The organism is Prochlorococcus sp. RS04 (assembly GCF_001989455.1).
GTDB lineage: Bacteria > Cyanobacteriota > Cyanobacteriia > PCC-6307 > Cyanobiaceae > Prochlorococcus_A.
Map to the genome: position 1 here is coordinate 460,497 of NZ_CP018346.1, position 13,017 is coordinate 473,513.

The 13,017-nt window shown below is 31.8% G+C and carries 14 protein-coding genes; 7 read left to right on the plus strand and 7 right to left on the minus strand.

Going from position 1 to position 13,017, the window contains the following annotated elements; all coding sequences use genetic code 11:
* Positions 1–9: 9 nt before the first annotated feature.
* Entirely contained in the window at positions 10–312 is a 303-nt protein-coding gene (locus tag BS621_RS02655; protein ID WP_077141731.1) for a glutaredoxin family protein, read from the minus strand.
* Positions 313–316: 4 nt separating this feature from the next.
* Complete coding sequence (gene yidD / locus BS621_RS02660) at positions 317–553, minus strand: membrane protein insertion efficiency factor YidD (protein ID WP_025922190.1); 237 nt, start codon at positions 551–553, stop codon at positions 317–319.
* Positions 554–648: 95 nt separating this feature from the next.
* On the opposite strand from yidD, the gene rpsD reads away from it, so the two are divergent.
* The 4 genes from rpsD to cysK all read left to right on the plus strand — a co-directional run bounded on the left by rpsD (position 649) and on the right by cysK (position 5,041).
* On the plus strand, positions 649–1,257 hold the full coding sequence (gene rpsD / locus BS621_RS02665; protein ID WP_011817920.1) for a 30S ribosomal protein S4: 609 nt from the start codon (positions 649–651) through the stop codon (positions 1,255–1,257).
* Positions 1,258–1,333: 76 nt separating this feature from the next.
* Complete coding sequence (locus BS621_RS02670) at positions 1,334–2,497, plus strand: trans-sulfuration enzyme family protein (RefSeq protein WP_077141732.1); 1,164 nt, start codon at positions 1,334–1,336, stop codon at positions 2,495–2,497.
* A gap of 3 nt (positions 2,498–2,500) precedes the next feature.
* Entirely contained in the window at positions 2,501–3,970 is a 1,470-nt protein-coding gene (locus tag BS621_RS02675; RefSeq protein ID WP_077141733.1) for a PLP-dependent transferase, read from the plus strand.
* A gap of 84 nt (positions 3,971–4,054) precedes the next feature.
* Positions 4,055–5,041: a cysteine synthase A gene (gene cysK, locus BS621_RS02680; protein ID WP_002805805.1), complete on the plus strand. Its 987-nt coding sequence runs from the start codon at positions 4,055–4,057 to the stop codon at positions 5,039–5,041.
* Positions 5,042–5,043: 2 nt separating this feature from the next.
* Here cysK and queA read toward each other — a convergent pair whose 3' ends face one another.
* From queA to lipB, 5 genes are all read right to left on the minus strand, one after another.
* A complete protein-coding gene (gene queA, locus BS621_RS02685; RefSeq protein WP_077141734.1) occupies positions 5,044–6,168 on the minus strand; it encodes a tRNA preQ1(34) S-adenosylmethionine ribosyltransferase-isomerase QueA in 1,125 nt (374 codons plus the stop codon).
* Positions 6,169–6,174: 6 nt separating this feature from the next.
* Positions 6,175–7,542 (minus strand): dihydrolipoamide acetyltransferase family protein, encoded by a 1,368-nt coding sequence (locus tag BS621_RS02690; RefSeq protein ID WP_077141735.1) that lies wholly within the window; start codon positions 7,540–7,542, stop codon positions 6,175–6,177.
* Between the two features lie 217 nt (positions 7,543–7,759).
* Positions 7,760–8,203 (minus strand): YlqD family protein, encoded by a 444-nt coding sequence (locus BS621_RS02695; RefSeq protein WP_025880659.1) that lies wholly within the window; start codon positions 8,201–8,203, stop codon positions 7,760–7,762.
* A gap of 38 nt (positions 8,204–8,241) precedes the next feature.
* Positions 8,242–10,185 (minus strand): AMP-binding protein, encoded by a 1,944-nt coding sequence (locus BS621_RS02700; RefSeq protein WP_077141736.1) that lies wholly within the window; start codon positions 10,183–10,185, stop codon positions 8,242–8,244.
* Between the two features lie 27 nt (positions 10,186–10,212).
* Positions 10,213–10,863 (minus strand): lipoyl(octanoyl) transferase LipB, encoded by a 651-nt coding sequence (lipB, locus tag BS621_RS02705; RefSeq protein WP_077141737.1) that lies wholly within the window; start codon positions 10,861–10,863, stop codon positions 10,213–10,215.
* A 44-nt stretch (positions 10,864–10,907) separates the two neighbouring features.
* On the opposite strand from lipB, the gene hpf reads away from it, so the two are divergent.
* Genes hpf through recO form a run of 3 tightly spaced genes read left to right on the plus strand, consistent with a single transcriptional unit; the run spans position 10,908 to position 12,942 of the window.
* Positions 10,908–11,492 (plus strand): ribosome hibernation-promoting factor, HPF/YfiA family, encoded by a 585-nt coding sequence (hpf, locus tag BS621_RS02710; RefSeq protein ID WP_077141738.1) that lies wholly within the window; start codon positions 10,908–10,910, stop codon positions 11,490–11,492.
* A gap of 7 nt (positions 11,493–11,499) precedes the next feature.
* Positions 11,500–12,156, plus strand: a complete 657-nt coding sequence (locus BS621_RS02715) for a 2-deoxyribose-5-phosphate aldolase (RefSeq protein ID WP_077141739.1) — start codon at positions 11,500–11,502, stop codon at positions 12,154–12,156.
* Positions 12,157–12,942: a DNA repair protein RecO gene (recO, locus tag BS621_RS02720; RefSeq protein WP_077141740.1), complete on the plus strand. Its 786-nt coding sequence runs from the start codon at positions 12,157–12,159 to the stop codon at positions 12,940–12,942.
* The last annotated feature ends 75 nt before the right edge of the window (positions 12,943–13,017 follow it).

Sequence of the window (13,017 nt, forward strand, 5' to 3'; positions counted from 1 at the left end):
ATAAAAAAATTATTTCTCCAGAATGGTACTAATATTTTTTTGAAACCAATTCTTTAATTGATCATCTTTTAATCTTGGAGAAATGCGAGGCAATTCTATGATCTCCTCGGACCTAATTCTTTCAACAGCAATAACAGGTACTTCATAATCATATTTTTTATATTTATCTTTATATAAATCGACCCTATCAATATCAATTTCTTTAAGCTCCTCTAGATTAGGAAAAAACTCATTAAGATTTATTTTTGCCAGTTTGTTTTTTAATGAATCACAAAGGCAACATCCCTGCCTAACAAAAATAAATATTTTCATTCATTTAGTCAGGCACAGGGTCACATCCACAGGGAGTTAAAGGATGACATCTGCTTAATCTTTTTAAAGTTAACCACCCTCCCTTCCAAGGACCATGTCTAGTAATTGCCTCATATCCATAAGAGCTGCAACTTGGAATAAATCTGCATCTTGGTCCAAAAAAAGGAGAAAACCACTTTTGATAAAACGAAATCATAAAAAGAAGTATAGAAGTAATTGATTTATTAATAGTTTTGAACACTTTAATGATGTAAAATAATATTTCAAGTAGTAATTAGTTTAATTGAATTTAATCAATTATCCAATTTATTGCAATTTTTTATTTAATTTAAAATTATGTCAAGATACCGCGGCCCCAGATTAAGGGTTACGCGTCGCTTGGGAGAACTACCAGGTCTCACTAGGAAAGCTTCAAAGAAGTCTAATCCTCCAGGTCAGCACGGCCAAGCCCGTCGCAAGCGATCAGAATATGCAATTCGTCTAGAAGAAAAGCAGAAACTTAGGTTTAATTATGGAGTTTCTGAAAAACAACTAGTACGTTATGTGAAAAAAGCTAGAGCTCAAGAAGGGTCTACAGGTACTAACCTACTAAGACTTTTAGAAAACAGACTTGATAATGTTTGTTTTAGATTGGGTTTTGGAGGTACCATTCCAGGCTCAAGACAGTTAGTAAACCATGGCCATGTAACCGTTAATGGAAAGGTTCTTGATATTGCTGGTTATCAATGCAAATCAGGCGATGTAATCGGAATTAAAGAAAACAAAGCAAGCAAAAAACTTGTAGAAGGTAATATAGAATTCCCTGGCTTAGCAAATGTCCCACCTCATCTTGATTTAGACAAGCCTAAATTAACGGGAAAAATAAATGGGAAATGCGATAGAGAGTGGGTGGCTCTTGAAATAAACGAACTACTAGTTGTTGAATATTATTCAAGAAAAGTTTAATACTACTTTTCTTTGGATTATTAAATCTCTCATTTTTCAAAAGAGAGATTTAATTTAATTCTTATTTTTAAAAATAATGGGAAATAAGGAAAATAATATAAAAAAGCCAGGTTTTAAGACCTTATCTATTCACCATGGGGAAACATTTGCTGAAGAAACTGGATGCGTTATGCCTCCTATTTTTTCTACATCTACTTTCAAACATGGAAATAAAGATAATTTCGACTACACCAGATCAGGCAATCCAAACTTTAGAATTCTAGAAAACATCCTTAAATCAATAGAAGATTCTAAATACTGTACAGTTTTTGGATCTGGAATTAGCGCGATAACTGCAATTTCATCAACACTGAAATCAGGTGACAAAATACTCTGCGAGTCAAATCTCTATGGTTGTACAGTGAGGATGTTCGAAAAAGTTTTCAAGAAATTTGGACTAGAAGTTTTATACACAGATTTTACAAACGAAAATAATGTCAAAAAGATTTCAAACTTCGAGCCAACCTTGATATGGCTAGAAAGTCCAACTAATCCACTTTTGAAAATACTCGATATTAAGGCGATTTGTGATGAAGCGAATAAACTCGAAATACCAGTAGTTGTAGACAACACATTTTCTACAGCGCTTATTCAAAAACCATTGGACCTTGGTGCAACACTATCGGTTGTAAGCACGACAAAATTCATTAATGGACATAGTGACGCACTTGGCGGAGCAGTACTTACAAATAATGAGGAATGGAATAATAAGATGCTTTTCTCCCAAAAAGCTCTCGGGCTTCAACCATCTCCTTTTGATAGTTGGCTCATTACGAGAGGAGTAAAAACTCTTCCTTTAAGAATCGAACAACAAACTAAAAGTGCAGAATTTATTTCTGAAGAATTAGGTAATCATAAAATTATTAGTAAAGTAATTTACCCTTTTAATCAAGAACATCCCCAATTTAATTTAGCAAAATCGCAAATGAAATCTGGAGGTTCAATGATCACCCTAAAATTAAATTTAAATAAAGAGGATACTTTTAAATTTTGCAAATCTCTCAAATATTTTTCTCTAGCAGAAAGCCTTGGAGGAGTTGAAAGTTTAATTTGTCACCCTGCAACGATGACTCATGCTTCTGTTGATGACAAAACAAAAAATCTACTAGGGATAGATGATGCTCTTGTCAGATTATCAATTGGATGTGAAGATACAAACGATTTAATCCCGGACATTTTATTTGCTTTAAATAAATTCTGAAAATTGAGAGATTTACTTAAAAAACCTATATGGAAAAATTTAGAGTTGGGATATGCAATTCCTGATAGTATTCATGCTGTTTCTGTAGCATTACCAACTTGGAATGATGTAATAAATTACGAGGAAAAAGATCAAGAATGTATGAATTTATTGAAGTCCATTTACCCACGATTCGGGCTAAACCCCATAGTGAAAAGATTATGCGAAAAAGTAAAAAAACAAAATTACTACAACAATAAAAGTATCTGGCCATATCCGAATGAAAGAATAGCTTTTAAAGCTAAAAAATACATTGATAGAAATACTTCTGAACAATTCTCGTTAATAGAAAAAAGAAATAATTTAGCTTTCTTAATAACTGAAAAAGAAGGAAGTATATATGCAAAATATTTTTGGCAACATACTGGTCTTGGTCTATCTTCAAGAGCTGCCGCTATAGAACTAGGTCTTGAAAATTGCCCTCCAAAATCTTACGTAAATGAATGTTCTCAAAGAATAAAAAATAGAATTTCTAAATCTACAAAAATTGACTCTAATGATATTCACTTAACTTCATCTGGAATGTCTGCATTGCATACATCGTTAGAAATCATATATAAATTATTTCCAGCTAAACCAACACTCCAAGTTGGTTTTCCATATGTAGATGTACTTAAATTACCAATGAAAATCTTTCACGGAGCAAAGTTAATTACAGAAGAAAATTGCCAGGATATTGAATTAGAAATCAAAAGAATAAATCCATCAGCATTAATTATTGAACTTCCAAGTAATCCAATGCTCAAATGTGTAAACATTAAAAAAATTTCAAAAATTGCAAAAAAGCTAAATATTCCGTTAATTGTTGACGATACAATTGGTTCGAATTTAAATATAAATTCCATAGAACATGCAGATATAGTTTTTACTTCACTTACAAAAATTTTTTCAGGTAGTGGTGATATTCTTGCCGGATCATTAATACTAAATCCAAAAAGTAAATGGATTGATCAGTTTAGAAATGCATTAAACGAGATTAATATTCCAATACTTTCCGATGGAGATATAGTTTATCTAGAGAAAGTTAGTAGAGATGTAAATCAAAGAGTTTTTGAACAAAATAAAGCATGTTTAGAATTAAAAAAAAGATTAGAGACTCATAGCGAGATTAAAAATATTTTCCATCCTGAAAATTGTCCAAATTTTAATTCTTTACTTACTTCTAATGGGGGATACGGCTGCTTATTATCGTTTGAATTAAATGGAGGATTGAACAAAGCTAAAAAATTTTATGATTCTCTAAAAGTATCTAAAGGACCTAGTTTAGGTACAAAATTTACTCTAGTTTGTCCTTATGTTTTACTAGCTCATTATGACGAGTTGGATTGGGCTAAAAGTTTTGGTATACCCTCGCACCTTATTAGAGTATCAGTTGGATTAGAAGACCAAGATCAATTATGGAAAACCTTTTCTGAAGCACTAAATAATTTCTAAATTCCTAGTATTTACCGTATAGAAACTTATATACTCTTTTTCTGAATAATAGTTAGTATTAATATATATTTTCTCAATATATAAATGGCAAAAATTTATGAGGACAACAGTTTTGCTATTGGAAACACTCCATTAGTAAAATTAAAATCAGTTACTAAAAACGCGAAAGCTACAGTACTTGCAAAAATTGAAGGTAGAAACCCCGCTTATAGTGTCAAATGTAGGATTGGCGCAAACATGATCTGGGATGCCGAGAAAAGTGGGAAACTTACAAAAGACAAAACTATTGTTGAGCCAACTTCTGGAAATACAGGAATTGCTCTAGCTTTCACTGCTTCAGCAAGAGGTTATAAACTGATCCTTACAATGCCAGAATCCATGTCAATTGAAAGAAGAAGGGTTATGGCAGTGTTGGGTGCTGAAATCGTTTTAACAGAGGCATCTAAAGGTATGCCTGGAGCAATAGCTAAGGCTAAAGAAATTGCAGAAAGTAATCCTTCTCAATATTTCATGCCAGGTCAATTTGATAATCCAGCAAACCCTGAAATTCATTTCAAAACTACTGGACCAGAAATCTGGGATGATTGCGATGGTGAAATTGATGTCCTAGTTGCAGGGGTTGGAACTGGCGGCACAATTACAGGAGTTTCAAGATACATTAAGCAAGAGAAGGGTAAGAATATTACTTCTGTAGCCGTAGAACCATCACATAGTCCTGTTATTACACAGACAATGAATGGAGAAGAGGTTAAATCCGGACCCCATAAAATCCAAGGAATTGGAGCAGGATTTATTCCTAAGAACCTTGACTTATCAATTGTTGATAAGGTCGAACAAGTAACAAATGACGAATCAATTGAGATGGCTCTTAGGTTAGCTAAAGAGGAAGGTCTATTAGTAGGAATATCTTGTGGGGCTGCCGCTGCTGCTGCTGTTAGATTAGCTGAACAAGATGAATATGCTGGGAAGACAATTGTAGTTGTTCTACCTGATTTAGCGGAGAGGTATTTATCATCAATTATGTTTACTGAAGTTCCAAGCGGAATCATTCAAGAACCAGTCAAAGCCTAAATCTATTTTTTATCCAGTAGTGAATCTGGTGAAATATACATAGCATCGCCATAAGAGAAGAATCTAAATTTTTCTTTTATGGCTTTCTTATACAGTTTTAATAATCTTTCTCTACCAATCATTGCACTTACTAAAAGTAATAATGAACTTTTAGGCAGATGAAAATTAGTTAATAATCCATCAACTACCTTAAATTTATAACCTGGCTTAATTACTAAATCTACGTATTTAGCTATGGGAATAAAGTCATTAATTTCGTGCGAATAACAACTTTCAAGAGCTCTTACGCTAGTTGTACCAATAGCAATTATTTTTCTATCTGTTTTCTTTATTCTTTTTATTTCCTCCACTACTTCCTTATTAACACTTACCCATTCTTTGTGAAGTTTTAAGTTACTTAAATCTTCTTGATCAATTGGTTTGAATGTTCCATAACCCACATGCAAAGTTATCGGTAAGATTATTACGCCTTTTTTTTTTAGATTGGAAATAAGACTTTTGCTTAAGTGTAAACCAGCTGTTGGTGCAGCAACTGCCCCCGGATTTGTTGCATACTCAGTTTGATAACTTTTCTCATGAAAAGATTCTTCTTCGGAATTCTTTATATAAGGAGGAAGAGGGATTTCCCCGTATTTATCAAGAAGTTCATTCATTGAATTGAGACAAGTTGTATTTTCCGGAAATTTAATATATCTCCCTCCAGTTTCTTCATCAACTCCATCAACAATCAAATTAATATCTTGTGCTAATGGAGATTTTAATTTTAATTTTCTATTTATTTTTAACTTTTTTGCTGGCTTTGCCAAACATAACCAAACACATTCATGGGATCTTTCTAAAACTAATAATTCGACTAATGTCTTATTTTCTAATTCAACCTTTAACCTAGCTTTCATAACTTTAGTATTATTTACAATTACAAGATCCCCTTCTCTAAATTCATCTAAAAGATTCTTGGTAAATTTATTAGTTAAACAGTCTACTTCTAAAAAACTATTTCTAACTATCATCAATCTTGATTCATGCCTAATTGCAGAAGGTTTACTAGCAATTAATGAAGGATCAAGTAAATAATCATAAGCTTCAAGCTTATAATCTCTTTCTTCATTATTAATTTGAGAAATCAATTAAATTTAGGAGACAAGAGTCTCTGGCTCATCTTCAATTAGGGAAGCCAAGTCTTTTAAGAATGAAGCTCCATCAGCTCCATAGATCACTCTATGATCAGCTGTTAGATTTACTTGCATTATTTTTTTAACAGATATTGAACCATCACTATTAGCAACAACGGTTGGTTTCGATGATGCTATGGCTAAAATAGCACCGGTACCTGGAGGAAGAATTGCGTCAAATCTATCAACTCCAAACATCCCTAGGTTAGATAAAGTGAAGGTTCCCGTTGAGTATTCATCAGGTTCTAATTGTTTTGATCTTGATCTTTTTACGAGATCTTTCCATTCCCTAGACAATTCAAATAAATCAGTATTGCATGGTTCTTTTAGAACTGGAGTTATTAGTCCACCATCTTCCATCGCAACAGCAACAGCAATATTTATATTTTCTGGATAAGAAATTCCATTCTCTGAAAAACTTGAGTTAACTTGAGGATGTTTCTTTAGTGTCTTTGCAACTGCCTTTACTAGTAAAGCAGTCATGGTAACTCCGTTCTGTTTTACTTTTTTATAGAAATTATCTAATTTATCTGTGTTAATGGAATAACCCACCCTAAAACATGGCATATCTAAACTAGATTCCATATTTTTATTTACCGCTTTCTGAAGAGTATTAAATTGAACTGTTTCTCCGGGATTACCAAAACTATTTCCTGAAGTTTCTGGCTTACTTTCAACTCCCAAATTTGCACCAGGTATACTTGCAGGAGAACCTCCTTCACCTATCCATGGTATAGAGACTGGTTGGCCATTAGCTTTTAAAATATCATCGGCTTGAATCCTTCCGTGAGGTCCGGATCCATGAACCTTTGCTAAATCAACGCCCATTTGAGAGGCAAGTTTTTTAGCTCTTGGAGATGCAATCACCCTCGAAGAAACATTACTCGTAGCAGCATTTATTTGATCACTATTAAAAGATGAGGCTGCCTTTTCACTCATTAATAAGACTTCTTTTTCTTGTTTTTCAACAATTTTACTTTGAATTACAGGTTTTTCTTCCGTTTTATTGCTTACCAATTCAAGTTGATCCGAACTAGAAACTTCGGGTTGTTTTCCTTTATTTTGTTCTTGAACAGAAGCTATCTCATCCTCATTTTCTACAATAAGACCGATAGTCTCTCCTACTGGTGCAGTGCTGCCAGCAGGCATTAAAACAGCTGCAAGATATCCATCTTGAAAAGATTCAACATCCATATCTGCCTTGTCAGATTCAACAACCAAGACAGATTCACCTCTTTCAACTTTATCTCCTGGATTTTTCAACCATTCCACAATCTTGCCCTCTGTCATAGTAGAACTCAAGGCAGGCATGAATATTTCGTGAGCCATAAGAAAATTGTTATTGCATAAGTTTCAAGGGATTTCTACCAAACTTCCTAAAGTTTTTTTGGTTAAGAACCCTTTAAACTCTTGTTTTAATTATACGAAATCATGTTCACAGTGGGAACTCTTAAAACTTAAGAAAGTAATAATTTAGATTGATTAGAATTTAAACTTTTCGAAATTAAGATTTACTTATATTTATCAAAAATACTAAATCTTCTCTTTAATTATTATCTATAGATTGAATAACTCCATCCTTAACCGTAATCGATACTTGCATTTTTTCAATAAGATTGTCTCCCACAGTGACATCACAGAAACTATCCACTTGCCCTTGATCAACAATTTCGTCCATTTTTAATTCGCGAACTTGACTCTGTTGTTGAAGAAGATTTCTTTTTTGTTCTTCAATTTCATTTCGTTTTGCTGCGACTTGTTGTTGCACTTGACTAACCTGTTCTTGAACTCTTGGATCTAGGGGATTAACCGATTGGGATCTAATATTATTTACTATTTGCTGCCCCTCTTGCTCCAGTTGCGACAATTGCTGATCAATGTTTGAAATTGCTTTACTTAATTCTTTTTCAGCATCTTCCTTCCAAGTTGGTGTAACTACAGCTTTAATAGCTATTGAGCGCTTTATAGATATTGAGTTTTTTGTTTCCATAAAAAATTAAATTACCTTTTCAATATAGATAGAACAAATCAAATTTTCTTACTAAATTTGTTTTCATACATATTTTCTATTTGTAATGAATACTTTTTTTCTATTTCTTTTCTTTTTTGTTTAAGAGTTTGTGTTAATAACCCATTTTCTAGAGTAAAGGCATCAACAAAATAACAATCTAATATTTGTTCTTCTGATCTTGCTCCTAATCGACTTTTAAGCAAATTATTAATTTGTGATTTGAAAAATGTACCAATTTTCTTATTCAGGTTTAATTTTGAAAGGTCTTCTTCCAAAAACTTGCTTTTAACCAATTCGACATTAGGAACTACGAGAGCTGTTAAACATTTCTTATCTTGTCCTACTAATTGAATCTGATTAATAAATTCAGAACTAAGAATTTCAGTCTCTAGGGGATTCGGTTCTATATTTTCACCACTTGATAGCACTATTGTATCCTTGGCTCTTCCGGTTATAAAGAGAGAACCATTTGGTATTAGAAAACCTAAATCACCAGTATCAAACCAACCATCCTTGGATAAAACATCATTTGTAGCTATTTCATTATTAAGATAACCTTTCATTACTTGCGGCCCCCTAACAAGAATTTTTCCGACTTCTCTGAACTTCAGAATCTTTTTTTTATCATCATTCACTATTTTGATTTCAGTAAATGAAAGAGGCTGCCCAGATGATCCTCTAACATTTAATTCTCTTCTCCTACAAGTTAATACTGGACTAGTTTCTGTGAGTCCATATCCCACCAAAACATCTACACCTAAAGATTCAAAAAAAAGATCTACATGTTCTGGCAATGCACCTCCACCATTAATAGGGAATTTCAGTTTTTCTCCGCATAGTTGTCTAAGAATATTCGGCCATAAACAAATAGTAGACAATTTATGTAAAGGGTATCGGCTAATAACAGAACCCAGTAAGGGGATTTTTGATTTAAAAGTGATTTGATTTATATCTATATTTCTTATCTTTCTAAGACTTCTTTTAAAAACCGAACTATTACTTATTAAAAACTTAATAAGTTTTTGCTTTTTGGAAGGCATTTTTTTCAAAGCCTGAAAAAAACCATCATGTATTGCTTCCCATAGTCTCGGTACAGTAGCCATGACAACAGGTTTTATTTGTGTAATATCATCTTTAAGAAATTTTGGAATTGTATAGTATTGAGAACAACCGCATGAAAAAAAGAAGTATTCAGCACTTCTCTCATAAGAATGCCAGATAGGCAAAACGCTTAATACAGAGGTCCCTGGTTCTGGATCAGCGATATAGGCTAAATTGATTATTTGATGTAAAAAATTTGCATGAGTCAAAGGCACACCTTTAGGTTTTCCAGTCGTCCCAGAAGTGTAAAGAATAGTAGCGACGTCATCAATTTCTGGATTAAATTTTTCAAGATTATTATTTTGTGAATTTTCTTTTTTTACTGAACTTATGAATGTACTCCAACTTATTAAACTTTCAAATTGTTCATCTTCTAAATTGATTATAAATTTGAGTCTTTTTTTTAATTCTTCTTTGTTGTTTAACTTTAGCCAAATTTCCTTAGATTGAACTATTAGTCCTACTGAATTAGAATGCCCAATAATATAGTCTAATTCTACTGAAGGAGAATTAATACCTCTCACTGCATTTATAGCTCCTAAACGCATTAAGCCTTGATCTACTGCTAGCCATCTTGGAGAATTTTCAGATATTACAGTAACTACATCCCCCTTTTTTAAACCATAATTTTCGAAAGAAAAAGAGACTTTTGTTATTAAATCAGCTAGCTCAGAATAAGAAAATTTTTCTTTGTATTTCCCTCTTAAATCGCAAACAGCTAAAGTATCACCACATTTAATTTTTAATTTTTCCCAAATTTGATCTATATGATCAAGGTTCTTAATAAAATCTCTATTTTTGGCAAATGTATTTTTTTTAGAAAGAGGTTTGGCTGCAGGCCAATACGCTAAATCACCCATATTAAATTGATTTTGAAATTTTAATTTCTATTTTGATATAAAATCAAAATTAAATTCTTCCTCGATGGTTTTTTTAACAATTCTCTTGACTTCTTGAATATTTAAATTTTTGTTGTAATCAATCATATTTGCCATAAGACAATTTTCTATTCCGCAAGGAACAATCTTATTAAAGTTTTCTAATTCGCAGTCAATATTGATTGAAAATCCATTTATCGTAATCCATCTTTTACACCCAATTCCAATTGATGCGATTTTCTTATTTCCTATCCAAACACCAGTAAACCCTTTTCTAGAGTGACAATTTATATTAAAAGCGCCAAGGATTTTTATAATAATTTCTTCAATTTTTCTTAAGTACCAATTTAAATCTTTTTTAAAATTTTTCAAATCTAAAACCAAATAAGTTACTAATTGTCCTGGCATATGACAAGTTACCTCACCACCTCTATCAATCTTAAAAACATCATATTTAGCATCATTTAGCGAAAATAGTAAATTATCGTAATTAGATCCTCTCCCCAATGTATAACAGAGTTGATGCTCCCCTATCCAAATAAAATCAGGGTTAGAATTATCTAAAATCAATGCCTCCTGATATTCTTTTTGTAATTTATAAACATCATTAAAACAAGAAATATTATCAGGTTGTTTAATTATTGCTGTTCTATTATCCATATTTAAGTAGATTTAGAAAGTAAGTAAATATTTTTAGATTTGTTATGAAAATTTTAATCCATGGAAAGAATCTTGAGCTTACTGGAGCATTAAAAGAATATACTGAGGCAAAGATAGAAAAAGCAACACATCACTATAAGGATATCGTTAAAGAAGCTGACATACACCTTTCAATTGAAAAGAATCCAAGAGTCTCGTTCCAAACTGCAGAAGTTACTATTTTTGCAAATGGTACCGTAATTAGAGCTGAAGAAAAAACTGAAAATCTATACTCAAGCATTGATTTAGTTTCAAATAAACTTTGTAGAAAATTACGCAAATACAAAGAAAGAAACAATAAAACATTTCATAATAAACAATTTAAAAATAAAGATTCTTTACCAATTGAAAGTATGGAATCAAATTTTTTAGATAAAGCTTTTTTTAAAGAAGGAACTGAAGCAAGTCTGCCTGAGCCATCTATAAAAAATAAATACTTTGAAATGACTCCAATTTCAACAGACGAAGCAAGAAAACAATTAGATCTAATTGATCATGATTTTTATGTTTTTCGAAACAAGAAAAATAATGAACTTCAAGTTATATATAAAAGGAATCATGGAGGTTATGGATTGATTCAATCTAAATAAGTTTTAAATGCCCAATATTGAATATGAATTAAACGAGAAAATTCATGCGATTATTATTAACCCTTATTTATCATGGGAAGATTTCTGTGTGAATTGCGGTTTAATAAGAAAATACAATATCAAAAATATTTCTACTTCACTAAATTATTTAACTGATCTTAAAAACTGTTTGGGTAATTACAGTGCGGATATAAACGCACTTATTTCTTACCCCTTAGCAGATTTACCAGTTTCATTTATTGAAGAATTAGTTTCTTTTGCAAAAGATAAGGGTGCAAAAGGAATTGAATATATCCCAAACTTTATCAATTTATCCAAAAGAAATTTAGAAACTTTCGCTGCTGAAATTGAGCAAGTTAAATTATCTGGATTACCAGTTTCAATAATCATAAATAAATCAAAACTACAAGAAGAAGTTTTTATTAATGCGATAGAAATATGTTTGGAATTAGGAATAAAAAATTTTCAATTCGGGGACGGGTTTGGATCTCCTTTTACATCTAATGATGTCCCCGAAATACTAAAAATAACAGGCTCTCAAAATCAAATAAAAGTTGTAGGTGGTATAAAAAAACTGACACAAGTTATTGATTTGTTTGATAATGGAATTAGTTGCGTTGGAACTTCTAATTTTTGTGAGATTTTCCAAGAAGTAAATTTTTAAATGTCTGGTTCTGGTGAGTGCAGACTAGAGGGTCTCTGTATTAAAGCTTCTCCATTAGGCGAAAATGATAGATTAATAACTATTCTTACTGATGAGCAGGGGATTGTTCGATTAGCGGTACCTGGTGCTAGACGTCCTAAAAGTAGTCTTGCAGCAGCTACTCCATTAACATATTTAAGTCTGCAAATTTTTGGGAAAAGAAATCTTAAATCAGTACGTCAAATTAAAATATTAAAAAGCTATTCTGGTCTAGGGAAAAATATTGAATGTCTTGCAGCCGCGCAAGCAATAACTGAATTAACTTTTTTATTAGTAGGTAATAATGATAAGCAACAAAACTATTTATCATGTGTTCTTGCACATCTAGATAGGATTCATTTGTATGAAGAATCTAAAGAAGAAGATATTAAAATGCTCTCAATGAGTATTCAATCTTTAATCCATCTATTAGCCATTGGAGGTATAAATTTACCAATTCATCATTGCTGTAAAACTGGAGAACCTATTATTCCGCCTTTAGGAAATTGGGAATGGAGTTGTTATTATTTGCCAAGTGAAGGGTTTTCGTCAATTGAAGATCCTCAAAGTAATCTAAAAATAAATGCATCTGAAGTTGCTCTATTACAAAGACTTCTTTTTCCCGAATTACCAATAAAATCTAATGGAGAGTTATTGGGACCTAAAAAAGTCTGGCTTAAAATATTATTTATTATTGAGACTTGGATCTCTGCTCAACTAGAGAAAGAATTATCTTCACTAAAAATTTTGAGAGAAATATATAGTTAAGATTTTCATAAATCATAAAAAAATTTAAAAATTATGATCATAGCGGCTCTTACTGTTAACTTTATAAATAGCTAA